This window comes from Ferruginibacter sp. HRS2-29, assembly GCF_024343615.1.
In the GTDB taxonomy this organism is placed as follows: Bacteria; Bacteroidota; Bacteroidia; order Chitinophagales; family Chitinophagaceae; genus Ferruginibacter.
In genome coordinates, this window is the sequence record NZ_RJUB01000159.1 from 134,026 (window position 1) to 160,883 (window position 26,858).

General features: G+C 43.9%; 22 protein-coding genes. 15 read left to right on the forward strand and 7 right to left on the reverse strand.

What is annotated here, in order from left to right:
• Positions 1-9: 9 nt before the first annotated feature.
• The 5 genes from guaB to EGI32_RS19925 all read right to left on the reverse strand — a co-directional run bounded on the left by guaB (position 10) and on the right by EGI32_RS19925 (position 6,681).
• On the reverse strand, positions 10-1,500 hold the full coding sequence (gene guaB, locus EGI32_RS19905; protein ID WP_255157420.1) for an IMP dehydrogenase: 1,491 nt from the start codon (positions 1,498-1,500) through the stop codon (positions 10-12).
• Positions 1,501-1,625: 125 nt separating this feature from the next.
• On the reverse strand, positions 1,626-2,726 hold the full coding sequence (gene dprA, locus EGI32_RS19910; RefSeq protein ID WP_255157421.1) for a DNA-processing protein DprA: 1,101 nt from the start codon (positions 2,724-2,726) through the stop codon (positions 1,626-1,628).
• Between the two features lie 220 nt (positions 2,727-2,946).
• A complete protein-coding gene (locus tag EGI32_RS19915; protein ID WP_255157422.1) occupies positions 2,947-4,881 on the reverse strand; it encodes an OmpA family protein in 1,935 nt (644 codons plus the stop codon).
• A gap of 310 nt (positions 4,882-5,191) precedes the next feature.
• Positions 5,192-5,824 (reverse strand): 7-carboxy-7-deazaguanine synthase QueE, encoded by a 633-nt coding sequence (locus tag EGI32_RS19920; protein WP_255157423.1) that lies wholly within the window; start codon positions 5,822-5,824, stop codon positions 5,192-5,194.
• Positions 5,809-6,681 carry a bifunctional 5,10-methylenetetrahydrofolate dehydrogenase/5,10-methenyltetrahydrofolate cyclohydrolase gene (locus EGI32_RS19925; protein WP_255157424.1) on the reverse strand — a complete coding sequence of 291 codons (873 nt, stop codon included), beginning with the start codon at positions 6,679-6,681 and terminating at the stop codon, positions 5,809-5,811. Before EGI32_RS19925 ends, EGI32_RS19920 begins: the two co-directional genes overlap by 16 nt.
• 111 nt (positions 6,682-6,792) lie before the next feature.
• Between EGI32_RS19925 and EGI32_RS19930 the strand changes: the two genes are divergently transcribed.
• The 8 genes from EGI32_RS19930 to EGI32_RS19965 all read left to right on the forward strand — a co-directional run bounded on the left by EGI32_RS19930 (position 6,793) and on the right by EGI32_RS19965 (position 17,627).
• A complete protein-coding gene (locus EGI32_RS19930; protein WP_255157425.1) occupies positions 6,793-7,629 on the forward strand; it encodes a hypothetical protein in 837 nt (278 codons plus the stop codon).
• Entirely contained in the window at positions 7,626-9,710 is a 2,085-nt protein-coding gene (locus EGI32_RS19935; protein ID WP_255157426.1) for a helix-hairpin-helix domain-containing protein, read from the forward strand. Before EGI32_RS19930 ends, EGI32_RS19935 begins: the two co-directional genes overlap by 4 nt.
• 149 nt (positions 9,711-9,859) lie before the next feature.
• Positions 9,860-12,955, forward strand: a complete 3,096-nt coding sequence (locus EGI32_RS19940; protein ID WP_255157427.1) for a SusC/RagA family TonB-linked outer membrane protein — start codon at positions 9,860-9,862, stop codon at positions 12,953-12,955.
• A 33-nt stretch (positions 12,956-12,988) separates the two neighbouring features.
• Positions 12,989-14,548: a SusD/RagB family nutrient-binding outer membrane lipoprotein gene (locus EGI32_RS19945; protein ID WP_255157428.1), complete on the forward strand. Its 1,560-nt coding sequence runs from the start codon at positions 12,989-12,991 to the stop codon at positions 14,546-14,548.
• 41 nt (positions 14,549-14,589) lie between these two features.
• The gene (locus EGI32_RS19950; protein WP_255157429.1) at positions 14,590-15,558 is read left to right on the forward strand and encodes a DUF1735 domain-containing protein; all 969 of its coding nucleotides are present in this window, start codon (positions 14,590-14,592) and stop codon (positions 15,556-15,558) included.
• A 75-nt stretch (positions 15,559-15,633) separates the two neighbouring features.
• A complete protein-coding gene (locus tag EGI32_RS19955; protein ID WP_255157430.1) occupies positions 15,634-15,948 on the forward strand; it encodes a DUF3467 domain-containing protein in 315 nt (104 codons plus the stop codon).
• A gap of 129 nt (positions 15,949-16,077) precedes the next feature.
• Positions 16,078-16,806 (forward strand): hypothetical protein, encoded by a 729-nt coding sequence (locus EGI32_RS19960; protein ID WP_255157431.1) that lies wholly within the window; start codon positions 16,078-16,080, stop codon positions 16,804-16,806.
• A 44-nt stretch (positions 16,807-16,850) separates the two neighbouring features.
• Positions 16,851-17,627 (forward strand): hypothetical protein, encoded by a 777-nt coding sequence (locus tag EGI32_RS19965; RefSeq protein ID WP_255157432.1) that lies wholly within the window; start codon positions 16,851-16,853, stop codon positions 17,625-17,627.
• Positions 17,628-17,691: 64 nt separating this feature from the next.
• Here the strand turns inward: EGI32_RS19965 and radC are convergent, their stop codons facing one another.
• On the reverse strand, positions 17,692-18,396 hold the full coding sequence (gene radC / locus EGI32_RS19970; RefSeq protein WP_255157433.1) for a DNA repair protein RadC: 705 nt from the start codon (positions 18,394-18,396) through the stop codon (positions 17,692-17,694).
• Between the two features lie 73 nt (positions 18,397-18,469).
• On the opposite strand from radC, the gene EGI32_RS19975 reads away from it, so the two are divergent.
• The 4 genes from EGI32_RS19975 to EGI32_RS19990 all read left to right on the forward strand — a co-directional run bounded on the left by EGI32_RS19975 (position 18,470) and on the right by EGI32_RS19990 (position 22,941).
• Positions 18,470-19,420, forward strand: coding sequence for a ribose-phosphate pyrophosphokinase (locus tag EGI32_RS19975; RefSeq protein ID WP_255157434.1), 951 nt, complete (start codon positions 18,470-18,472; stop codon positions 19,418-19,420).
• Between the two features lie 149 nt (positions 19,421-19,569).
• On the forward strand, positions 19,570-20,196 hold the full coding sequence (locus EGI32_RS19980) for a 50S ribosomal protein L25 (protein ID WP_255157435.1): 627 nt from the start codon (positions 19,570-19,572) through the stop codon (positions 20,194-20,196).
• 115 nt (positions 20,197-20,311) lie between these two features.
• Positions 20,312-22,162 (forward strand): membrane protein insertase YidC, encoded by a 1,851-nt coding sequence (gene yidC / locus EGI32_RS19985; protein WP_255157436.1) that lies wholly within the window; start codon positions 20,312-20,314, stop codon positions 22,160-22,162.
• A gap of 116 nt (positions 22,163-22,278) precedes the next feature.
• The gene (locus EGI32_RS19990) at positions 22,279-22,941 is read left to right on the forward strand and encodes a hypothetical protein (RefSeq protein ID WP_255157437.1); all 663 of its coding nucleotides are present in this window, start codon (positions 22,279-22,281) and stop codon (positions 22,939-22,941) included.
• A gap of 128 nt (positions 22,942-23,069) precedes the next feature.
• Here EGI32_RS19990 and EGI32_RS19995 read toward each other — a convergent pair whose 3' ends face one another.
• On the reverse strand, positions 23,070-23,429 hold the full coding sequence (locus tag EGI32_RS19995; RefSeq protein WP_255157438.1) for a hypothetical protein: 360 nt from the start codon (positions 23,427-23,429) through the stop codon (positions 23,070-23,072).
• Between the two features lie 169 nt (positions 23,430-23,598).
• Here EGI32_RS19995 and EGI32_RS20000 point away from each other — a divergent pair, with 169 nt between their 5' ends.
• From EGI32_RS20000 to EGI32_RS20010, 3 genes are all read left to right on the forward strand, one after another.
• On the forward strand, positions 23,599-25,020 hold the full coding sequence (locus EGI32_RS20000; RefSeq protein ID WP_255157439.1) for a tetratricopeptide repeat protein: 1,422 nt from the start codon (positions 23,599-23,601) through the stop codon (positions 25,018-25,020).
• 205 nt (positions 25,021-25,225) lie between these two features.
• On the forward strand, positions 25,226-25,993 hold the full coding sequence (locus tag EGI32_RS20005; protein ID WP_255157440.1) for a phosphosulfolactate synthase: 768 nt from the start codon (positions 25,226-25,228) through the stop codon (positions 25,991-25,993).
• A gap of 104 nt (positions 25,994-26,097) precedes the next feature.
• Entirely contained in the window at positions 26,098-26,844 is a 747-nt protein-coding gene (locus tag EGI32_RS20010; RefSeq protein WP_255157441.1) for a shikimate dehydrogenase, read from the forward strand.
• Positions 26,845-26,858: the final 14 nt, after the last annotated feature.

The following is a 26,858-nucleotide window of genomic DNA, read 5'->3' on the forward strand; positions in this document are numbered from 1 at the left end:
TTATAAATTTTATCTGCTGTAATTTGGCGCTTCCTTCGTAATAGCGATATCATGTGCATGGCTTTCTTTGATACCCGCGTTGGTGATCTTTACAAAAGTGGCATTCTGCAAAGCCTTGATGGTAGCGGCTCCGCAATAACCCATCCCTGCTTTTAATCCGCCGGTAAACTGGTGCGCCACTTCCCTCAGGTTCCCTTTAAAAGGTACACGCCCTTCGATCCCTTCCGGAACGAATTTTTTGATATCATCCTCCACATCCTGGAAATACCGGTCGCTGCTGCCTTGTGCCATAGCACCCAGCGATCCCATGCCGCGGTATTGCTTGAATTTTCTTCCTTCATAAATGATGGTTTCGCCCGGACTTTCTTCCGTTCCGGCAAATACATTCCCCATCATCACGCAGGTGGCGCCCGCGGCCAGTGCTTTTACCATATCGCCGGTGTAGCGGATACCACCATCGCTGATGATGCCTACGTTGCGGCCTTTCAATGCGGCGGCGGCTTCCATCACAGCGGTGATCTGCGGAACGCCTGTGCCGGCAACGATACGGGTGGTACAGATAGAACCTGGTCCTATGCCCACTTTCACCGCATCGGCTCCTGCATCTGCCAGGGCTTTTGCACCCGCAGCCGTGCCTACATTTCCGGCAATCACCTGCAATCCTTTGAAAGATTTTTTGATGGATTTCAGCATGTCTATCACGCCTTTGGTATGGCCATGAGCACTGTCGAGGCAGACAACATCCACACCGGCTTTGCTCAGCGCTTCCACCCTTTGTAAAGTATCGCGGGTGATGCCTACTCCGGCCCCAACCAGCAATCTCCCGAAATCATCTTTGATGGCATGCGGATGGCTTTTCAGCTTCAATATATCTCCGAATGTTACGAGGCCTATCAGTTTTCCTTTTTTATTTACCACCGGCAATTTCTCGATCTTATTTTTCTTGAAGATGAGTTCGGCTTTTTTAAGATTGGTCCCTTCCGGCGCCGTGATCAGGTTTTGAGAAGTCATTACGTTCCCCACTTTTTCTTTATGGTTGATCTCAAAACGGAGATCCCTGTTGGTAAGGATACCAACCAGTGTTTGCTGGGCATCCACTACCGGTATACCACCGATACGGTTTTCCTTCATCAGCCTCAAAGCCTCGCCGATAGTGGCGTCTGGCGTAAGCGTTACAGGATCGAGGATCAACCCGTTCTCACTGCGTTTCACCTTACGTACCTGGTCGGCCTGGTGATCGATGGTCATGTTCTTATGTAAAATTCCAAGTCCGCCTTCCCTCGCCAGCGCAATGGCCAGCTGGGCTTCGGTTACGGTATCCATCGCTGCGCTCAGCATGGGGATATTCAGCGATATCGTCCGGGTGAGCTGTGTGCGGATATCTACTTCACGGGGAAGTATTTCAGAATAAGCAGGCATCAGCAGTACGTCATCAAACGTTAAACCTTCGCCGAAAAATTTAGGGGATTTGTTACTGGAGGAGTTATTTATTGTAGCCATGTGCAAAGATAAAAAAACAATTAAGAATTAAAAATTAAGAATTAAGAATGTATCCGCCCTTTATGACTTCCTTCCCTGGAAAGTGCTTCAAACCATAAACATTCTTAATTCTTAATTTTTAATTCTTAATTGAGCTTGTATTTTTTCCCGGGCAGGCTTTCCACTATCCCCTGCATTTCAAGCATTAACAGTGCTTCTGCCACGATACCGCTGCCCAGGCCGGAACGCCGGTAAATTTCATCCAACTGCAAAGGCGGCGATTCCTGCAGGATAGTAAGGATAATTTTTTCGCTTTGCGAAAATTCGATGAAGAGTTCGCGCTGTTGCTTTTTTGCCGGGCGTGTTTTAGGCATCCAGTTCATTTCGAGAAAAATGTCATCCGAGGAAGTGATCATCGTGGCCTTATTGTTTTTGATAAGATAATTGCAGCCTTCGCTTTTGATATCATTGACCCTGCCGGGGATGGCAAACAGGTCTTTGTTGTAACTGGCGGCAATTTCGGCGGTGATGAGCGATCCGCCGCGGCGGTTGCTTTCTATTACGATAAGTGCATCGCAGATACCGGCTACGATGCGGTTGCGCCGCGGAAAGTTTTGCCTGTCGGGAGAAGTGCCGCTCCTGAAATCCGTCAGCAGGCCGCCATATTCCTGCATTTCTCTTGCGAGCGAATGATTTTGTGAAGGATATATCCTGTCGAGGCCATGTGCCAGCACGCCGATAGTGGGAAGATTGTTTTTTAACGCCGCTCTGTGAGCGATCGTATCGATGCCAAAAGCCAGTCCGCTCACCACCGTCACGTTTTGCTGCCGCAGTTCTTCCACCATCCGTTCGCACATTTGCCTGCCATATTCTGAATTGGATCGGGTGCCAACTATCGATACGATCTTGCCGGCATTGAGGTTGGTATTCCCTTTGAAAAAGAGCAGCGGCGGACTGTCATAACAATTCAGCAATCGCTGCGGATACATTTCTTCTGTAATGAAAATGGGGATGATCTTTTCTTTCTCCAGGAAACGGATCTCCTCTTCGCAGGCGGACAGATCGGTGAAAGATTTTATTGATCTCGCTCTGATCCTCCCGATACCTTCGATCTTCTCCAACTGGTGCATCGGCGCTTTAAAAATATCCGAGGCATTGCCATAAATGCTGATGAGTGTTTTGCTGTGTACATCACCTATATTGGGCGTGAGCGTGAGGGCGAGCTGGTATAAAAGTTCATTGTTCATATCCTGATGCCACAGATGGCGGCAACGGCAATATTAGCCTAAAACAGCTTTCGCAATTGGTGAAAAACACCGGGAGAGAATGCTTTTTTTCTGATCAGACAATGAGGGAAATAACAAGCGAATTTTGAACCACGGAGTACACAGAGGCACACAGAGCAGGAACGTGCCTGTGGCGTGTTCAATCATTAAAAACAAACCTCTGTGTATTCTGTGGTTCAAACTAATTTGTAGTAATGCTCAATTCAGTTCTCCTGTTCTGCGATCTTCCTTCGTCGGTAGCATTGGAAGCCACGGGTACGGTTTCGCCAAAACCTTTTGCCAGCAATCGTCTGGCATCGATGCCTTTGCTCTGGATATAAGCAGTGACTGCTTTTGCACGGTTCACGCTCAGAAACAGGTTATCCGCAGGCTTGCCTACATTATCCGTATGCCCGTTGATCTGGATCGTCAGCTTAGGATTTTCAGTAAGCAACGCCACCACCTTATCAAGTTCCGCCATGGACTCAGGTTTCAGCGCAAATTGTTTGCTTTCAAAGAAGATATTTTTGAGTACGATGGAAGCACCTTTTTCGATGGGCTGCAATGGTATGTTCACCGTCAGCGAGGAATCAGGAAGGTTATTGAGCATGGAAAAATTATCCGAATAAAAAAGATAACCACGGCGGTTCACATTGAACGCATAATCTTTTCCGGCAGGCAATGTTACAAGATAATTGCCATCTTCGTCGGTTTGTAATTTAGAGATCAGTTTTCGGGTAGCTATATCCGTTAGTTCCACAGAAGAAGGCAATCCTTCATTCTTTTTTTTGTCGTATACTTTTCCTTTCACCCAATAAGTTTTGGATGCTTTGATGTCGTCGCGCAGTTGAAAACTGTAGAGGTCCAAACCACCTTTTGTATCACCGCCATCGCTGGCGTAATAAGATGTTTTACCGTCAGACGAAACGATCAGCGAGCCCTCATCATCGATGGTGTTGATCGGGTAACCGAGGTTCTTCGGCGCCTCCCACTTGTCAGCATTATTTTTCTTGGACATGAAGAGGTCCGTCATGCCATAACCCATGTGGCCGTTGCTGTTGAAGTATAAAGTTTGATTATCCGCATGAATGAAAGGGCAGCCTTCGTCGCCGCTTGTATTTACAGTGGGGCCGAGGTTTTCGGGTGTGCTCCATTTTCCGTTCTGGCCGCGATGCGTAACCCAGATATCTTTTCCGCCGAACCCGCCGGGGCGGTTACTGGCGAAATAGAGGTCGCGTTTATCAGGCGAAAGTGACGGCGAAGATTCCCAGGCATCGGTGTTGATGGCGCTGAGATTTTCCGGTTCTGTCCAGCTACCGGACCTGGTCTTGTAGGCGATGTACAGATCGCAGCTGCCGGCGCCTTCGGGATAATTACATCCTGTAAAAATCAACCATTGGCCATCCTGCGAAATATTTTGTGCGCCTTCGTTCAGGTTCGTATTTATCTTACCTTCTACCGGTGTGGCTTTGCTCCACTGACCGTTTTGAAAATTACTTTCATAAAAATCTTCGTCATTATTTTCCCTGCGGGTAAAGATCATTTTACTGCCATCAATCGTTAATGAAGGAAAATATTCCAATGCTTTTGAATTGATATTGTCTCCCAGGTTTTTTGGTGCAAAAACATAATCAGTCGCAGGATTGTTCTTCTTGTATTCCAACGCAAATTCATAAACGGATTTCCTGTATTTACCTGCTTTGATGCTTTGTTCGTTGAGGTTTGGCGTAGCCAGGAATTTATTCACAGCTTCCAGCGCTTTGGCAAAATCGCCGGTGCCGGCGAGAGAGATGGAGTAGGGCAGAAGATATGTTTCGGAATAGACTTTATCGAGTTGCAAACCGGTTTCAAAATCCGCTACAGAAGCTTTATAGTTTTTCATACTTGCGTATATGCCTGCCCGTGAGAGGTATACATCCACAAATTTAGGGTCAAGTTTCAATGCTTCATCAAGATTGGCGATCGCTTCCTTATACCGCCCTTCCTGTGCTTCTTCGTAAGCCTTGCCATATATCTCGCCGGCTTTTTTATTCACCTTTTCAGGGTCATACCATTGACCTGAGGAAATCAGAAATAAGGAAGTGAAAATAAAAAATAAGGAAGTGGATTTGAGGATGGCTGCGCTTTTTCGTTTCATATTGGTTTTTATGGGAAGTAAAGATAAAGCGTTTAGTGATTAGCGATCAGGGTTTAGGATTTCATTAGGATGTGCCTCCCGGGGTAGCCTCCGGTAGCCTGGCCGATACATTGTTATTATTGAAGTCGGGCAGCCAGTTTATCCTGAATCAATGGTATAAATTTTTTACGCAGGTTGTCCATTTTTTTTCAAAAAATTTTTTTTGAAAAAAATGGACAACTATTAGTTTATTAATTTGATTTTGTAAGAATGAATTCATGAATATAAACCTGATAGGCTTCAGGAAGAAATGCCGGTACCTTATACCAAATTAAGGAACGTTTATATACTTATGAAGCTGCAGCGACAGTTCCCACTGCGGATTCTCCTTGATATAATCCACGATGAGCGGCATCATTTCAGTTGCTTTGCCCCACTCAGGCTGGAGGTATAGCTTGCAGGAAGAAGGCACCTGTGAAGCATACGTTTCGGCCCATTTAAAATCTGATCTGTTGAATACGATCACTTTCAATTCATTTGCGGCTGCAATAACTTCTGGCAGCGGCGCTTTGAATTTTTTGGGCGAAAGGCAGATCCAGTCCCAGCTGCCGCTTAGCGGAGAAGAACCGGAGGTTTCAATATTGGTTTCAAATCCATTTTGCTGAAGCGTATTTGTCAGCTCATCAAGATTGTGCATCAGCGGTTCGCCGCCGGTTATGACAATAAGCCTGGCAGGTGTTTTTTTTACTTCTTCCAGTAAAAAATCCACCGATCTTTTCGGGTGCGCATCCGCATCCCAGCTTTCTTTCACATCACACCATACACAGCCTACATCACATCCGCCAAGGCGGATAAAATAAGCGGCCCTTCCCTGGTGGAAGCCTTCTCCCTGGATGGTATAAAAATATTCCATCACCGGCATCACGGTATTTTCTGCTACACTTTTCATTATTTCTTCACACATGCATTAAACGTATTCATCAGCAACGCCGCAATGGTCATCAGCCCTACGCCACCCGGAACCGGCGTGATATAACTGCACTTCGGTGCCACATTTTCAAAATCCACATCACCTTTCAGGGCAAAGCCCGATTTTTTGCTGCTGTCTGCAACCCTTGTAATTCCTACATCTATCACCACAGCATTCTCTTTCACCATATCTGCAGTAAGGAAAGAGACTTTGCCCAGCGCCGCTACAATGATATCGGCCTGCAGGCAGATGTCTTTAAGGTTCTGTGTTTTGCTGTGGCAAAGGGTTACGGTGCAATTGCCGGGATTGGTATTCTGGCTTAGCAATATGCTCATCGGCCTGCCTACTATATTGCTGCGGCCGATCACCACCGCATGTTTACCCACGGTATCGATGTTGTAATGCTTCAGCAAAAGCATGATACCATACGGCGTTGCCGAAATGAACGTCGGTAAACCCTGCACCAGCTTACCCAGGCTGATGGGATGAAAACCATCCACATCTTTTTCCGGCGCTATCAGGTTGATGATTTTTTCTTCATTGAAATGTTTTGGCAACGGCAGTTGCACCAGAATGCCATCCACATCCGCATCTCGGTTCAATGCCTCAATGGCTTCCACCAGCGTGGATTCATCAATATCGCTTTGAAAACGTTGTAAACTGCTTTTGAACCCGATCTCTTCGCAGCTTTTGATCTTGCTGGCTACGTAGGTTTCACTGGCGCCATCTGTGCCCACAAGAATGGCTGCAAGATGTGGTGTTTTACCGGCTTTGGCTTTTAAATCTAATGTCTGTTGCTTCAGGTCGTCTTTTACGGCCTGTGAAACGATCTTTCCATCTAAAATTTGCATGTGCAAAAGTATAAAGTAATATTGATTTAATGATATGTTTTGGCGGCCGGAGTTTTATTTGGGCTTTTTACTTAACTTGTTCATCGGTTATTGTACTAAACAACTATTGCTTTGAGAAAATCACTCCTGGTAGCCCTTCTTAGCCTGGCTATCTTATTATACGGACAACATTCATTTGCCCAATCAGTAAGGTATAGCGTAAGTATGCCTTACATCAGCCTTGGCGCATATTCTACCCAACAAACAGATCCTTTTGCCTTTACCAATAACCAGGCGGCGCTGGCGCAACTGAAAACTTCGGGTATCGGCGTTTTCGGAGAACGCAGGTTCCTGATAGCAGATAACAGTGTTTATGGTTTTGCAGGAGCATTCAGGTCGAAGCTGGGCAATTTCGGGGTGCAGGCAAATTACTCAGGATTTTCAAATTTCAATGAGCAGAAAGCAGGGCTGGCCTATGGCCGTTCGCTGGGCAAGAAAGTAGATATCGGCGTACAATTCAACTACTACGGATACAGGATACCGACCTACGGCAATGCTTCTACCGTAAATTTTGAAGCAGGGGCGATCCTGCACCTTACCGATAAACTCAATGCGGGCATACATGCCTACAATCCTGTAGGAGGAAAACTGGATAAAGAAGAAAATGAAAAACTTGCTTCGGCCTATAAACTCGGATTAGGGTACGACGCTTCTGAAAATTTTTATGTAAGCGCTGAAATGGTTAAAGAAGAAGACCGTGATATCAATGTTGTTGGTGGTATACAATATCAATTCAAAAAACAATTCTTTGCCAGGGCAGGCTTTATGAGTGAGACTGGCAGCGCATTTGGCGGTGTGGGTGTTGGCTGGAAAAATCTTCGTTTAGACGTATCCGGTAGTTACCATCCGCAACTCGGTTTTTCACCCGGTCTGTTATTGATCGTAAATTTCGGGGAGGATAAAGAATGAAAAGGATAGCCATCATTTTTCTATTCTTTCTTGCCTCCGGAAGCGTGTATTCGCAGGTGAAGGAAACACCTGTAAACCCGGTAGAGCAGCCCAGTACTACCGTTGAGCAGCAGCTCGAAAATATTACCGAAAACAATGAGGATATGGAGACGGAAGATGATTCCTATCTCCAGGAATTAACGCAATACCAGCGAAACCCCATCAACCTCAATACGGTGGATGCAGGAACTTTGAAAGAATTCAGGATGCTTTCGCCCATACAGATCCAGAACCTCATCGCCTACCGTTCCATCCTCGGAAAATTGCTCAGCATTTACGAAATACAGGCCATCCCCGGCTGGGATATCGCCACCATACAGAGGATCAGGCCTTACGTTTCCGTGAGCACCAACATGGGGATGATGGATGCGTTGGGCACCAGGCTTCGCGATGGCGATCAGTCAGTGCTGGTAAGGGTTTCGCAGACGCTGGAGAGATCACGCGGCTTCCTGGCCGACCCCGCCGTTACCAACAGTTATTACCCCGGTTCGCCGCAAAAATTATTTGTACGATATAAGTATAATTACAAAAACCTGTTGCAATATGGTGTGGTAGGAGAGAAGGATGCGGGGGAAGAATTTTTCAAAGGAAGCCAGAAGAACGGCTTCGATTTTTATTCGGCGCACCTGTTCATCCGGAATGTAGGGATTGTGCGGTCGCTGGCCATCGGCGATTTCACCGTAAACATGGGCCAGGGCCTTACGCAATGGATGAGCCTCGCGTTCAAAAAAGGGCCCGATATACTTGCTACCAAACGGCAGGCATCTGTGCTGAGGCCATACAACTCGGCGGGTGAGATCAATTTTCATCGCGGGGTTGGTATCACCCTTGCAAAAAACAACTGGGAAGCCACTGTTTTCGGGTCTTACAAGAAAATAGACGTCAATTTCAACGCGGCAGATACTTCCAGCAATCTCGATGAATTTGTTTCCTCCCTTCAGACTTCAGGGCTGCACCGGACCAAAAGTGAAGTGGAAGACAAGGGAGCCCAGCGCCAGCTCGCATTTGGCGGCAACCTTAGTTACCAGCTGAAGCGCCTGCACCTCGGTGTGAATGCGGTGCAATACAGTTTTAAATTTCCTTTGGTAAAACAACCGGAGCCCTATAATAAATATGCCCTGACGGGCAAAAGTTTTGGCAATTACAGCTTCGATTACAGCTATACTTATAAGAATATGCATTTGTTCGGGGAAGCAGCCACTACCGATAAGGGTTACCTGGCTTTTGTGAATGGTTTGCTGATCAGTGTTTCCAACAATGTAGACATGAGTTTTTTCTACCGCAATATCTCCAAAGGTTACCAATCGCTTTACACAAGCGCTTTTACAGAAAATACTTACCCGACGAACGAAAAAGGCTTTTTTTCAGGGATCACCCTCCGCCCCGCCAGCAGCTGGAGGATTGATGCTTATGCGGACGTGTACCGCTTCCCATGGCTGAAATACAGGGTGAATGCACCTACAACCGGTTCGGATTACCTGGTACAGTTGACTTACAAGCCCAATAAGGTGCTGGAGATCTACACGCGTTTCAAATCTGAGAGCAAATCGATCAATTATAATCCGGAAGAGTTGCCGCTAAACCCGGTGGTGCCGCAGCCAAAGCAAAACTGGCGCACGCAGTTGTCTTACAGGGTAAGTACGGCATTCACCATCCGCAGCCGGGCTGAAATGGTATGGTACGATAAAAAAGGCGCCGCCGCAGCAAATGGCTTCCTGTTGTATGCAGATGTGCTTTACAAGCCTGTGATGAAGCCTTTGTCGGGTAATATCCGTCTGCAATACTTCGAAACTGATGACTATAACAGCCGGTTGTATGCCTACGAAAGTGATGTTCTGTACAGTTTTTCCATCCCATTATTCTACGGGAAAGGGTATCGTTATTACATGAATATCAACTATGATTTTGGAAAAAGGCTGTCTCTATGGGCAAAATGGGCCCAGACGATCTACCCCGACGAGACTTCTGTGGGTACCGGCCTGGATGAGATATATAAGAAGCATAAGACGGACGTCAGGCTCCAGTTAATGTACAGATTTTAACATTTTTTATTTCCCACGCAGCATTTTTTATCCGCCTGCTGTCCTCAATTATAACTGGAAAAGGGACAAAATAAAAGAATTAACATTTTTTTTATGTTAACGATTTATCCTTATTTTTACAATTCATTAAACTTTTTAACTAATCGCACATGAGAAGATTCTTATCACTGTTTACTGTGTTAATGCTTTGTGGAGTATTGACATATGCACAAAACCGGGTGGTGACCGGCAAAGTGTCTGATGAAAATGGTGTTGCAATTCCTTTTGCAACTATCCAGGAAACCGGAACCAAAAACAATGCTGTCGCTGATCAGAATGGTAACTATACCATCAAAATGAGGGGAACTGGCGGCTTGACTATTTCTGCTACAGGCTACAATGCAATCACTACAGATGCACCTGGAAATTCCGGGTCTGTTTCTCTTGTAAGGAATGCAAGTACAGCTCTTACGGAAGTAGTTGTTACTTCATTGGGTATTCAGAGGCAAAGAAAAGACCTTGGTTATGCTACTGCGAAAGTGAACAATGCAGAACTTACCCAGTCCAGCCCGGTAAACGTGGCTAACGGTCTTCAGGGTAAAGTTTCCGGCTTGAATATCACTTCCATCAACAACGGTGTATTTGAAGATGTGAAAATCAATCTTCGTGGTATCCGTTCACTGACAGGTAACAACAACCCGATGTTATTGTTGGATGGTGTTCAGACTCCTTTGAACTACATCTCTTCTATCAATCCACAGGATATCCAGGATGTAACTGTTCTTAAAGGTGCTTCTGGTGCTGCTATCTATGGCCCGGATGCACGTAATGGTGTTATAGTTGTTACTACTAAGAAAGGTGGTTCAAGGAACAACCCTACAGTAACTTTCAGCCAGACTCAACAGTATTCTACTATTTCTTTGTTCCCTAAATTCCAGACTGAATTCGGAAGTGGTGGTTACGGAGAATATATTCCATATGAAAACTGGTCATGGGGACCTGCTTTCGATGGTTCTATGGTGCCATTGGGTTCTCCATTGAAAAATGGTGCACAGCAAATGGTTAAATATAGCCCGAACAATTCAAGGAAAGAATTTTTCAATACTGGCGTTACAAGCCAGACTGACGTTTCTTTCGGTGTAAAAGATTTTTACCTGAGTATCCAGGATGCACGGATCAAGGGTATAGTTCCGGATGATAAAAACCGCAGGACTGGTATCCGTTTGAATACAGGCCGCGATTATGGTAAATTCAGGGCTGGGTTCAACGTTAACTACATCCAGCAGAACTACGACATTTTTGATGACAACCAGATGGGTGATTACAACGCTGCTAACAACGTTGGTTTGAATGACGGTTTATTGAACCTTATCTTCAACACACCTGCGCACGTTCCAATTACTTCTTATAAGGATTTCAACAACAATCCTTATGCTAATTACAATACATATTTCAACCACTACGGTCTCAATCCTTACTCTGCGATTGACAACTGGCGTCAGAAAGGTCAGACAGATGACCTGTTGGCAAACCTGGATCTGAGCTTTAAAGCATCTTCTTCATTGTCTTTCACATGGAGGCTTGCAGGATCATTCAGGAACACAAATGCACAAGGTACTTCTAAAGGCCAGTTGTCTATTCCGAGTGTGAACGTAAATACAAATACTACCATTCCAGGTGCTGTTAGCCAGTCATTCGGCCGCAGCAGCCGTATCTCTTCTGAGATCTTCGGTAACTGGAATAAAAAAGCGGGTGATTTCGGTTTCAACGTGATCGCTGGTCACTATATCAGGGAATCTCAAACACGCGCCAGCAGTGTAGGTTCTACCAGCCTTGTAGTTCCATTATTGTATAATGTAGGTAATGCGAGCTCTGCTCTTTCTGGTTCTAATTCAGTAAGCACGAGCCGTACTATGTCACTTTACGGTTCATTAGGTATCAGCTATAAGGGATGGGTTAACCTCGAATTGACTGGTCGTAATGACTGGACTTCAGTTCTGGCTACCAACAACAATAACTTCTTCTATCCCGGAGCCAACCTTTCATTGGTTATCTCTGACGCGATCCCAAGCATTAAGAGCGACAACTTCCTTTCTTACCTGAAAGTTCGTGGTTCTTGGAACAAAACAGCGAATGCTGATATTGCACCATACTCACTGGCTTCAACTTACGGAGCAAACAATGGAGGTTTCCCTCTGAACGTTCCAGGTTATACAGCTCAGAATACTTTGTATGATCCAAACCTGAAACCAGAGTTCATCGAAAGTAAAGAAGTTGGTCTGGAAGCTACTTTCTGGAAAAACAGGATCGGTATCGAAGTTGCTGCTTACACGCAGGATAACACAGATCAGATCATTCCGGTTGCAGTATCTTCTGCTACAGGTTATACAAACGTATACGTAAATGCTGCGTCTTTTGTGAACAGGGGTATTGAAATGGATCTGAAACTTAGCCCATTGGTAAACATCGGTGCTGCTAAATTGAACTTCAAAGGAAATGCAACTTACGGTACAAGTGAAGTAAAATCAATTTACCCGGGTCTTGACAGGCTGTTCGCTGGTGGTTACACCACAGCTGCTAACTACGCTATCGTAGGTCAGCCAGCTTTCGTTTTCATGGCGAGCGATTACAAAAGGGATGATCAGGGACGTGTGATCGTAGGTGCTGAAGATGGCTACCCGATCGTTGACCCTAACAACAAACAATATGGTCGTAGCATGCCGGTATGGATCGTAGGTCTTACACCTTCTATCACTTACAAAGGGATCACTTTCTCTGTTGTAGGTGAATACAGGGGCGGTCACTATGCTTACGCGAATATCGCTTCTGCGATGGCCTGGACTGGTGTTTCTGCTGCTACAGCACAAAACCACCGCGAACGTTTCGTGTTCCCTAATTCAGTATATGATGACGGTACGGGTAAATATGTTGAAAATACAAGCGTAACTGTTGCAAACGTAAATGATTTCTATACAGGTGTTTATAGGAGCGTTAACTCAAACTTCCTGATCAAAGCTGATTCATGGAGGGTACGTGAAGTATCATTGGGTTATGATTTCCCTGCTCAGGTTTTTGCTAACCAGAAACTGATCAAGGCGGTTAACGTAACGTTAAATGCAAGGAATCTGTTCTTATTTGTTCCTAAATCTAACCAGTATACCGATCCGGACTTTAACTTCACCAATACTAACACATCTGGTGTAAGCAATTCTAAGATCAGCCCTCCAACCAGGGTCATGGGTATCAATGTTACCGTTACTTTCTAAATCATAAAGAATAAACAGAAAAAATAATTTATTATGAAAAAATACATTTATTTGGTGATTCTGTTCTTTACGTTAGCTATCGCTAGTTGTAAAAAGAGTTACCTTGATATAAATCAAAATCCGAATAGCCCTACAGAGGAGTCTATTACACCAGAATTGATCCTTCCTTATGCATTGAATGCAACTGCTTCCAACGCCGGTGCAGGATACGCTGCAGTGGCACGCTGGATGGGATATTGGACACGCGGTGGAGATTACGGTCCGAGCACTGAAGAAGAATCATACAACATCACCACCGGTTTCGGTGCTGGTGGCTGGGCTTCATGGTACGATAACCTTTACGATTACAGTGTGATCGCTAAAAAAGCAAATGCAAGCGGCCAGAAATTTTACGAAGGAATTGCGAAAGCAATGAAAACCGTAGGTTTCATGTACCTGGTGGATACTTATAATAACGTTCCTTACAGCAAAGCTTTCGATGTAAACGGCAACATTTTGCCTGCATACGATAAAGGTGCGGATATCTACAAAGACCTTTTTGTTCAGTTGGACGAAGCGATGGCCCTGGTTAGCGCTCCGATGCCTGGTGACAATGGTCTGAACACTTTCACTAATAGCACTGACATTATGTTTGGCGGTAGCGTAACATTGTGGAAAAAGTTCATCAATACACAGCGTTTAAAACTGTTGATCCATACTTCAAATGTGAATAGTTCTTACCTGAATACTGAATTGGCTAAGATCACTTCAGATGGTTTCCTGAATAGCGGGCAGACTGCACAGGTTGATCCTGGGTATAAAAAAGCAGAGAACTCTGCAAAAGTTAGCCAACAGAATCCATTCTGGAATAACTACAAACTGGATATTAATGGAACTGCGATAGATAAGTATAACAGGGCCAATAACTATGTTTTGAATGAACTTAGGGGTGGTAATGATATCCGTTATCAGTATTATTTCGAAAGAGCGGCAACTCCTTTGAGTGGCAACACTTACTTCGGCTATGATTATGGTTTTGTGGATTCAGATCCGGATAACCCAAAATCTGCTAACTCATCAGGTGTTGCGGGTCCGGGACTAGCTAAATCCTTCTCTCAGCCACAATGGATGTTAACTGCTACTGAAAGCTTGTTCTTACAAGCTGAAGCTCAGAACCGTGGTTGGACCCTATCAAATGGAGCTGCTTTTGCAGGAGCTACTGCTGCAGCTACTTATGGGCTTGCGATCACTGAATCTTTTACATGGTTGGGTGTAACAAATGCTACTACTGAAGCAAATGCTATCATTGCAGCAAATCCATTCTCAACAGCTAATCTTTACAAACAGAAATATCTGAGCCTTGTAGGGGTTAACAATTTCGAAGCTTGGGTTGATTTTAGAAGGTTGAATACTTTGAATAGTGGTACAGCACCTGATCAGTCAACAGGCCCTTACCCACACATCCCAAGGTCAGAATCCCCAAGTATTGGTACAAATCATATCCCATTAAGGTACAGGTACCCACAAAACGAATACAACTATAACGCAGCAAACGTTGCTTTAGAAAATAACCCTGAGCCTCAGACTTCACCAATTTTCTGGGATAACAATTAATTCTGGTTCAACTATTAGCAATACAATTAAAACAAATAAAAATGAATAAATATTTTAAAACACTTCTTGCAGCAGCTGTTGTAGTAAGTTTTACCTCTTGTCTTAAAGACAAGGAGTTCGACGATCACGTATACGGTCATACCGGTATCGAAAGTGGCAAGATCATCGAATTAGGGGTGTATAATTCTCTTGCTCATGAAGGTGGGGCAGCGGCGGATTTCGTGGATGCTTCCATCCAGCTTTCTGTAGTAAACGTTCGTTTGGCATCGAAAGAGCCGGCAACTGAAGATATCACAGTTACACTTGATACTGCCGGAACCGCAGCTTTTATAGAAGATTATAACGATGCAAATGACAAATCAGTAGTAAAACTACCCAACTCTTTTTTCACATTACCTGCTACTGGTTTTAAAGTAACCATTCCAAAAGGTGAAAGAGAAGTATCTTTCAAGATCACTACCAATGCTATCAATTTCGACCCATCTACTACTTATGGTTTGTACTTCAAATTGGCAAGTGTTGATAAATCAGGGTATACTCTGAGCACTAACTTCGGAAGCTACTTTACCACTATTGGTGCTAAGAATGACTACGATGGGGAGTATACACTTGAATTCAAAAACTACCATCCAAGTTCAAACCCTGGTTACACAGGTACAACCGTTCCTGTTTACATGGTAACTACAAGTGGTACATCTTGTAAATTGTTCTTCCCTGCAGCAAATGCTTACGCTCCACCATCAGTTTTGGGCGGCGCATTGAGCTACTTTAGTTCACAGGAACCAGAGTATACGTTCGATGCTGTTACTAACAAAGTAACTGTTCAAAATGCATATTCAGGAGCAGTTACGTTCTATCAGATGGCATTAGATTTTGATTCTCATTACGATCCAACCAACAAGATCATCTATGCTAAGTACGGCTATAACTACAATTCTAACGGTACTTTCAACCCGGCAGCTAACAGGGAGTGGACACAAAAATTCACTTATGTTGGTCCAAGGCCATAATTGAAATTATAAGATTAATTTTAGAGAAAGAGCTCCGCAAGGGGCTCTTTTCTTTTACCTTTGAAAAAAAAGAGTATGACCAATCAGCCAGAAAATTTAAACCAGTTGAACATAGAAATTTCCGAAGAAACAGCTGAAGGAACCTATGCCAACCTTGCCATCATCACCCACAGCCATGCAGAATTTGTAGTGGATTTTGTAAATGTGATGCCCGGGGCACCCAAAAGTAAAGTGAAGAGCAGGATCATCATGACCCCATTCCATGCAAAAAGGCTGATGAAGGCAATGATCGATAATGTTCAAAAATTTGAAGCCGCCAACGGCAATATCCAGGATCTGGAAGCCGTGGAAATCCCTTTTAATTTTGGTGGCCCTACTGCAGAGGCATAAGAGTTTAACTCTTTAGGAGCAAATTAAGTAGCGGGCATCCTGCAAATGGTTTAAAATTTGAGATATGCACCTACAGACGCTCATCTTTAAATGGATAGAGAATTTAGTTTAACCAATTAATCAAACATTATGATGACCACAGGAAAATTCTCCCGGGCGAGCTTCATCGCTCTGGCGATACTATCTATTTTTTCCAGCCTTGTGGCTGATGCGCAGCTACCTGCCAGTATGACTTTTATCAATAGCAGTGCATTACAGGGTGCAAACCGCATGAACGATGAATTTGTGAATGTGGGGGCTTTTAAAGTAAAGGGTAATTCTTATGTGCTGAAAGGAGCCAACAAAAGCGATATTTATACAAATCTCGGTTTTGCTGCTGATATGCCCCTGGTATACGATGCTAATACACAAACAGTAAGTGTGTTGCAGGAAGACCATTCCAAAGTAGTGGATATCAAACTGGATCAGCTCGATTCATTTTCTGTAAAGTTGACCAACGATGATATTGCAGTAGTATCAGCACCGGCCTTTTTTGTAAATGCAAGCCGCTACGAACCATCGAAGAAGTATTACCTGCAACGGCTTACCAATGGCTCAAAATTCAATTTATATAAGTTATATAAGACAGAACTGCGTCCCGCTGCATTGGACCTGGCTCAGACCAGCCTTCGTGAATTTGAGATCACACCGGAGTATTATTACATGGATATGAGTACCAGGAAGGAATTTGTAAGGATCAGGAAGGAAGGCACTTTGAAAAAGGATTTTAAAGACAACGCGGCCGCATTGCAGGCACTCAGCGTTGATGCTAAGACAGAATTAAAATATGTACGCTTTTTCGATGCTTTGAATAAGTAAATATTATGCGTAACTTTAAGAGAACTCAACACTAATCAATTGTTATGAAAATGCTTAAAGTTTATTTCAGTTTTGCCTTACTGGCTTTTTCCGTGCTTAAAACCAGCGAGGCATCGTCTCAGGGATTCCAGCACGTAGTAGGTGAAAAGATTTCGGATTTTGTAAACCTGGGGCCAGACCTCACGTTCACTCTGAACAACAGGGGAGGAAAAGTAGATCCCTATAGTGTCAATCCCGAGGCATATCGTACTATGGGTGTTTACCGGGTAAAAGGCAGTTCTGCTTTTTTACGTGGCGCCAATGCAACCGATGTTTTCATGAACGTAGGATATGCCCGAAATGTGAATGTTGTATGGGATACCTATGATCAGAAATTCGGAGTACTTATAGAAAACGATACAAAACTGCTCAACCTGGAATTCAGTGGTGTAGATTCTTTCCAGGTCAATAAAGATACTTTCGGTAAACTTGGTACACCCTCTATGTTTGTAAACGCCAGCCGGCTGGATGGCAAAAAGAAGTTCTTTGTTCAGCGCCTTACCAATGGCAATAAGTTCGGATTGTATAAATCGTATAGATCAGAAATGGTACCCGCTTCGGATAATATCGCACAGACAAACCTTCAGCAATTCGAATTGAAGAATGAATATTATTATGTAGATAATTCTGCTCCAAAAGGGTACAAAAAACTAAAGCCAAACGCGAATTTCCTTCGGGAAGAATTTAAAGGGAATGCAAAAGCCCAGGCATTTTTGGCCAACGCATCTTTTGATGATAACAAAGAAGCGAAACTGATCGCTTTTATAGATGCACTAAACTAATATATAGCCGTACTAAATAAATAATTTTGAGAATGAAGTCCCGGATGGATAAATCCGGGGCTTTTTATATCAGCCCCTCGTCGGCAAAGCTGAAATATCCCTCTTCGCTTACAATAATATGATCGAGTACGATGATATCCAGGTAAGAAGCAGCCTGCTTTATTTTAATGGTCAGTTCCTTGTCTGCACGGCTCGGTTTCAGGTTGCCTGAAGGATGATTATGGCAAAGGATGATGGAAGTGGCTTCCTCTTCCAAAGCACGTTTCAGTATCACCCGCGGATCGGCTACTGTGCCCGTCATTCCGCCCTGGCTTACTATTTCGAAGTTTCTTACCTTGTTGGCCCTGTTGAGGTATAGCACAGCAAATACTTCATGCCGGTAATCTTTCAGCATCACCTGTAAATACCGGGCTACTTCCCCGCTGTTCTTCACCGATATTTTTTCGATGAGATCGGCGCTGTTCCTTCTTCTGCCCAGCTCAAGCGCAGCCGCTATAGCAACGGCCCTTGCCAGCCCAATCCCTTTTATTTTCTGAAAAGATTTCAAAGACAGTTTTCCCAGTTCATTCAGGTTGTCGTTGCCCATTCGCAATATTTCTTTCGAGATATCGATAGCCGATTTTTCTTTCCTCCCACTGCCGATCAATATAGCCAGTAATTCAGAATTACTCAACGCTGCAGCGCCTTTGCGCATCATCTTCTCCCTGGGCTGGTCGTCTGGCGCCCAATGCTTGATAGGCTTTGAAACAGCCTTATCTAAATTTTCCATAAAAATCAAATTTTAATTCATGTAAACTAAATGTATTTTCGCACATCGTTCACCACCACCAATTCTTATTGACATGGAATCTAATGCTAAAATATTTTCCGGAACCGGCTCTCAATACCTGGCAGAAAAAATTGCAAAAAAGTTTGGAGAACCGCTGGGGAAAGTAAATATACAGCGATTCAGTGATGGCGAGATCGGTGTCGAATTTCAGGAAAGTATCCGTGGCCGTTTTGTATTCCTGGTACAAAGTACATTTTCTCCGATTGATAATATGATGGAATTGCTGTTGATGATCGATGCCGCAAAGAGGGCATCGGCTTACAAAGTGATAGCAGTAGTGCCTTATTATGGTTATGCCAGGCAAGACCGGAAAGACAGGCCAAGGGTGGCAATCGGTTCCAAACTGATGGCGAACATGCTGGTAGCTGCGGGCGCCGACAGGGTAGTGACGATGGATCTGCACGCTCCGCAAATACAGGGATATTTTGACATACCGGTTGATCATCTCGATTCTTCTGCTATCTTCATTCCCTACATCGAAAGCCTGAACCTCAAAAGCCTCACTTTCGCCGCACCTGATGTAGGCAGCGCCAACCGTATCAGGGAGATCGCTTCCTTCTTCGAATGCGATATGGTGATCTGCGACAAACACCGCAAAAGGGCGAATGAAATTGCCAGCATGGTGGTGATCGGCGATGTGACCGACCGCGACATAGTACTTATCGATGATATCTGCGATACCGGTGGCACACTTACCAAAAGCGCCGCCCTGATGAAAGAAAAAGGAGCGAGAAGCGTGAGGGCATTGTGTACCCATCCTGTACTTAGCGGCAAAGCGTATGAAAATATCGAAAACAGTGTGCTGGAGGAACTGGTGGTATGTGATACTATTCCACTTAAGCAGAAATCTTCAAAGATAAAAGTGCTGTCTGTTGATGAATTGTTTGCGGTAGCCTTGCGGAATGCTTACGAAAATAAAAGCATCAATAGCTTGTTCATCCGTGGCCGCCTCAGGAATAAATAGACTATAACTGATTATATATCAATAGTTGCCAGAGAGTTACCAGGTGTTTCCAGTAAAAGGAACGTGGTGAATCTCTGGCAAACTTATTTTATCCCTTGTTTTTCAGCCGTTTTCCCCTACTTTTGCACCTCATAAAAAATGAACATATAATGAAAACGATTACAATCGAAGGACAACTGAGGACCGAAAGCGGAAAAAAAGCCACCCGCCAACTTCGCTCTCAGGATCTTGTGCCAGCTGTAATTTACGGTGGTAAAGAAGAAATCAATTTTGCAGCTCCGGCTCCATCATTCAAAAACATCGTGTATACTTCTGAGTTCATGATCGCAGAAATTAAAGTGGATGGTAAAACTTACCGTTGCATCCTGAAAGATCTGCAATTTGGAAAAGTATCTGATGCTTTGACTCACGTGGATTTCCTGGAACTGGTAGATGATAAAAAAGTTATCGCTACACTGCCGCTGAAATATGTAGGTACTCCTGCAGGTGTTAAAGCGGGTGGTAAACTGGTAACCAAAATGAAAGCTATCAAGATCAAAACTTTGCCAAAATACCTTAAAGAGTTTTTGGAAGTGGATATCTCTGGCCTCGAATTGAACGAAAACATTCGCGTTGAGGACATCCCGGCAGAAAACATGGAAGTATTGAACTCTCCACGTATTCCTATCGCGGCTGTAACCATGACACGTCAGTTGAAACAGGAAGAAGCAAGTGCTGCTAAAGCACCTGCCGGTAAAGCTGCCCCTGCTGCTGCCGCTGCTGCTCCTAAAAAATAAGCGATTAAAGAATCCCGATATGAAAATGCCCTTGAAAAAGGGCATTTTCTTTTATAAAAAATTCGCTGCAAAGCAATAGTAAACTGATTACCTTTGCTGCCTTAAAACATGTAAAATGGGAATGGATAGAAATACGGTGATCGGTTTTGTGCTGATAGGGGTATTATTGGTCGCCATGCTTTTCATCAACAATAAAAGCAGGCAGGCATTTGAAAATGAACCGGTACAGGTAGCCAAAAGAAAAGCTGATTCATTGGCCGCTGCTCAATTACAGGCAAAACAAAATCAACAGATCGACACTTCAAAAGCTGTAGCGCAAAGCCAGAACGCTTTTCAGCAAACAGGCCTGAAAGCTGATTCTGTAGTATTGGAAAATGAGCTGGTAAAAATCGTTTTTGATACAAAGGGAGCACAACCTCAAAGGGTTGTCCTGAAAAATTATAAAAAGTTCGATAGTACCCAGGTAGTTTTACAACAAGGGAACTTCAACAATATTTCGTATAAGGTGAACGAAAGTTCAAACCATACAATCGAATCTTCTGATATCCTTTTTGCTGCGCAACCTGTAGTGGTGAATGCTGATAAGAGCCAGACGGTTTCATTTGTAGCCGGCGATTCTACAGGAAGGAAGATCATACACCAATATACGATCAGGCCAAATGATTATATGATAGATTTTACTATCTCGGTCAACGGTGCTGATAATCTTTTTAGCGGCAATATGCTGAACCTGCGTTGGCAAACGGAAGCGGAGCAGATTGAAAAGGATCATAAATATGAAGCTACCCAGACGGAGATAGGATTTGTAAAAAACAATGAATTCGATTTTGAAAGACTGGGCTCAGGAGGCTCCGAAGATTTCACCAAACCGGTAGACTGGATCGGAACCAAACAGCAGTTCTTCATTACCGCATTGGCGGCAAAATCAAAATTCAGTTCGGCTTCTGTGGAATGGAAAGCCCCGGCCGACACCAATTCCTTCATCGTACGTACAACAGTGAATGCACATTATGCGATTGCCGCCGGGCCGTCAGCGGTAGTTCCGTTGCAGTTATATTATGGTCCGAGTGATTATAATATTCTCAAAAAATACGACAACAAGATGCAGAACATGGTGCCTTACGGCAGCGGCATCTTCTCTTTTGTAAAATATATCAACCGCCATTTCCTTTTGCCGGTATTTAATTTCCTGCAAAGTAACATCGCAAGCATGGGTATTGTGATCCTGTTGCTTACACTGCTCATCAGGCTGATCACTTCGCCAATCCTTTACAAGAGTTACCTCAGTGGTGCAAAAATGAAAGTGCTGAAACCGGAAGTGGATGCGCTGAAGGAGAAGTTTAAAGATCCCAAGACCGGCGAGCTCGATCAGCAGGCTTTCAGCATGGAGCAGATGAAACTCTGGCGAACCGCGGGTGTGAGCCCGTTAGGCGGATGCCTGCCGGCATTGCTGCAGATACCGATCTTCATGTCGCTGTATTATTTCTTCCAGTCAAATATCGACCTGCGTGGAAAGAACTTCCTGTGGGCATCGGATCTGGCTGCATACGATAGTATCGCGAAGCTGCCTTTCTCTATTCCATTTTATGGCGATCACGTAAGTTTGTTCACGCTCACAGCGGTGATCACCAGCCTCATCATTTCCATCTACAGCATGAACAACATGCAGGATAATAACAATCCTGTGATGAAATACATGCCGTACATTTTCCCGGTGCTTTTGCTGGGCGTGTTCAACAACCTGCCGGCTGCACTGACCTGGTATTATACCGTGTCGAATTCTATCACGCTCATTCTGCAGATAGTGATCCAGAAATACATTATCAACCACGATAAGATACTGGCGCAGATAGCCGAAAACCGCAAAAAGCCGGTAAAGAAATCGAAGCTGGCGGAAAGAATGGAAGCGATGCAGGAACAACAGAAAAAACTGCAGGAGCAAAAAAATAAATCCACGAAAAAATAAACAAACGTTAAAATAACTTTAAACTGCACTACCTGTTAGTGCAGTTTTTAATTTACGGCAGTCCAAACAACTTCAAGGTTACAGATTACGTTATCTTTAAACTATAAAAGGAAACTATGAAATTCATTTACAGGATCGGGTTGCTGGCTTTTGTTTTTGCGATGGGCAATAAAAGCTTTGCACAGAAACAATTATCGGAAGGTGTTGTCACTTATAATATCGCTATCGAATCATCTTCAAACGCGATCGGAAATAATCTTACCGGGGCGCAACTGGTGATCTCCCTCAAGCCTACACTCAGCAGGTCGGATATGACAAGTTCATTGGGTACCGAAACGACCGTGTATGACAATCAAAAAGGAAAGGGCTTCATTCTGCGTGAATACAGCGGGCAGAAACTGATGATCACTGCTACCAAAGAAAACTGGGCGCAAAAGAATCAATGGAACGATAACCTGAAATTTACCATCGATCCCGCTATCGTATCTATGGGTGGTTACGATTGTAAAAAAGCCACGGCCACTATGCAGGATGGTAAAACATTCAACATTTATTTCACTCCTGATATTACGATCGCAAACCGTCAGTACAACAATTCATTTGACCAGTTGCCTGGCTTGCCGGTGCAATATGAAATAAAATCCGGCAACCTCACTTTCAAATACACATTGTCGAAAGTGAGCTATGAAGCGGTTGCTTCTGCAAAATTTGAAGAACCGAGGACTGGCTACAGGGTAATGACGTATGAGGAGAACCAGCAGTTGAAAAAAGGAAACTAGTCAATTACGAATTAAGAATGCAAACCCCGAAGGGGGTAAATCTATCTTCGTCATGGGGTGCAACCCCAATGACGAAGTGAAATAAAAAATCCCACCAAAGGCGGGATTTTTTTATCAAATAAGTTCTTTTATAAATTCGGTTTTATGATCAGTTTCATACCAGTATAGCCCTGGCGAACTTCCGGAACAATAATCTTTTGTTTGTAAGGGATCACATAAACTGAATTTCCCTTCTGGTAAGTAACCACATTATTTTGTATTATAGTAGTAGGAGAGGTTTTTGTGGTACCTGATAAAAGGGAACCTTTATATTTCAATCCTGATTTAAGATTGAAAGAAAGATTGTTGGAAAAGCCTGAATTAGTGGTATTTATGTTGAGCGTAACCTTGGTTTTAGCCTTCTTGCTCACGCCTCTGTCCGCGAAGGAAGAGAACATGATACCATTCATCAGAAAGGCCAGCAGTGCTATTTTTTTAAGGTTGCTCATTTTGTGTTAATTATTCTGTTACAAATATACTAAATTTTTTACAATCCGGATGCCGTTCATCAAATATTTCTACATATAGTTTTACAACGTATGTTAATAATTAATATTGTTTAGAAAACAATTTTTTTTAATCAATATTGCATAAATTACAATAACCTACCACAAATACATGAGTAAATACCCTTATCGCCAGGACAGAGAGGAGTTAAAAGCTTTATTAATCCAATACGAGAATCTTAAGGCCGGTAAGCCCAATTCTTTTATTGAAGAAGATGGCTTTGAACTGATTATAGACCATTTAGACGAAAAAGAGCAATATAAGCAGGCGCTCGAAGCTGCGGAGTACGCCACGGAGCAATATCCCTATTCTTCCACGTTATTGTTGCAGAAAGCCAACCAGCTCATCATTTTACGTCATTACCAGGCAGCTTTATCCACATTGGAAAAGGCTGAACTGCTGGATAGCAACGAAACTTCCCTTTATATACTCAAAACGGATGTTTACCTGGCACTCGATATGCAGGAAAAGGCCGCGGAGGTACTGGAAACAGCCATCATCAACTTTGAGGGTGACGAAAAGCTGGATCTGTTATTTGAACTGGCCGACGTATACGACGATTACGAAAATTTCGAAAAGGTATTTGATTGCCTGATAATGATCCTTCGGCAGGACCCCAATAATGAGGAAGCTTTATACAAGATCTGCTTCTGGACCGATTTTACCGGCAGGAATGAGGAAAGTATCCGTTTGCACCAGGGCATTGTGGAAGAATATCCATTCAATGAACTGGCCTGGTTCAACCTTGGCGCAGCTTACCAGGGGATCAAATTACACGAAAAAGCTATTGAAGCCTATCTGTATGCAGTAGCGATCGACGAAAAATTCGACTATGCTTACCGCAATCTCGGCGATGCTTATCTGCGCCTGCGCAAATACAAAGATGCCATAGAAGTGCTCGAAAAGGTACTGGAACTGGCAAGGCCGGAGTATGTGATCTATGAAGCCATCGGTCATTGTTATGATAAAATGGCCAATTTCGCCCAGGCGAGGTTCAATTATAAAAAAGCGAGCCATCTCAACCAGGAAGACAGCCAGATGCATTACAAGATTGCCGGAACCTATATGAATGAAGGATCCTGGCAGAATGCCATCAAAAGCCTCCAGATAGCTGCCAGAATGCACAAGATGCAGCCGGAATATAACCTGGCGCTCGGTCAGTGTTATATGCAGCTGAATAATTTTGATGAAGCCATCACTTATTTTGGCAACGTGGTAAGGGTAAGGCCAAAAAATCTCAACGGCTGGACAGAACTCCTCAAATGCCTGCATCTGGCCGGCCTGTACGAAGACGGGATCGAATATTCTCAGTTTGCACTGGAGCAGACAGAAGGCAAACCGATCTTTTTGTTTTACAAAAGCATGTTTTTGTATGCTAATGGCAAATTCAAGGAAGCACTCGTGTACCTCGAAAACGGCATGGCCCAGAGTCCGAAGCTCATCAAAAAATTCATCGAAATCAATCCGGCTATATTGCAGCACCAGCAGGTGGTGGATATCATTGCACGGTATAAGAAGAAAAAATCGTTGTAAATATATGATGTATGATGTCTTCCGGAAGGAAGGTTAAAATAGTATCGCCGTTGCTTCTGTCAGCGGCGATTTTTATTTAACGCTATACCCCTAAACCTCACAATTTTCCCAACTCAAAAACCCTCACCCGAAAGAAATCACACATCATACATCATACATCATACATCTGCATTATCTTTGCGTCCTCAAAACACGATAGCATTTTATGAATTTTAACCTTACGCAAATTCCTGAACGCACCGTTCGACCAAGAACGCACGGACTTACCATGGTAATGGACAAGGGGCTCAGCACCCAGGAAGCAAAAAACCTGATGGATGTGGGCCTTCCACACGTAGATATAGTTAAACTGGGTTTCGGTACCTCCTTCGTTACCCCTAATCTTAAGGCGAAACTCGAAGTTTACCGCGAGCACAACATGCCGGTATATTTCGGCGGAACGCTGTTTGAAGCCTTCCTGATCCGCAACCAGGTAGATGATTATATCAGCGTTTGTAAAGAATACGGTGTAAGTTATATGGAAGTAAGTGATGGTTCTATCACAATTCCACATTCGGAAAAATGCGGGTATATCGAAAAATTGTCAAAACATGGAATAGTGCTGAGCGAGGTGGGTAGCAAGGATGCCGCACATATCATTCCTCCCTACAAATGGATCGAACTGATGCGGGCCGAGCTGGCTGCAGGAGCAGAATACGTGATTGCTGAAGCAAGGGAAGCCGGAAACGTGGGTATCTACCGCGGAACCGGTGAAGTAAGGGAAGGGTTGGTACAGGAGATACTTACCCAGATACCTGAAGAAAAGATCCTCTGGGAAGCTCCGCAAAAAGCACAACAGCTGTATTTCCTCGAACTGATCGGTTGTAATGTAAACCTCGGTAACATAGCACCTCACGAAGTGATAGCACTGGAAGCAATGCGCATCGGCCTTCGGGGGGATACGTTTGAGCTTTATCTTGATAAGAAAGTTTAAAGAGTTCAAAAGGTTCAAAAGGTCAAAAGGTTCAACAACCTTTTGACCTTTTGACCTTTTGAACCTTTTGAACCTTTTGAACCTGTATAATAAACTTCCATTGAATGAAACTTTACGGTCTCATCGGCTTTCCGCTCGGGCATTCCTTCTCAAAGAAATATTTCAACGAAAAATTTGAGCAGGAAGGCCTGGGCGATTGTTTTTTTGAACTGTTCCCTATAGAAAGTATCGATGAATTTCCTGCCCTGTTGCGCAATCAGCCTGAGCTTAAAGGGCTGGCGGTAACAATTCCCTACAAAAAATCGGTGATCCCTTTCCTGGACGAACTGAACGATGCAGCTGAAAGAATCGGGGCTGTGAATTGCATAAAATTTTCCAACGGAAAACTGAAAGGGTATAATACCGACGTGACCGGTTTTGAACGGTCTTTTGTTCCGCTGCTTCAGCCACACCACAACAAAGCCCTGGTACTCGGCACCGGCGGGTCTTCCAATGCGGTGAAGTATACACTTGATCAGTTGCATATTCCTTTCAAAGTTGTTTCGCGTTCACCCGGAGCAGAGGAGCTCAGTTACTACGATATTGATGAATCCCTGCTTGCAGAATACACAGTGATCATCAATTGCACTCCTGTTGGAATGACGCCCGATACAGACGCGGCACCCGATCTGCCTTATAAATTTATCCATAGCAAACATTACTGCTACGACCTCATCTACACCCCGGCCGAAACAAAATTCCTTCGCCTGGCCAAGGCCAATGGTGCCACCATCATGAACGGCTATGATATGCTGCTGATACAGGCGGAAGAGAACTGGAGGGTGTGGCAAAGCCAAGGTTTAAAAGTTTAAAATGTTCAAAAATG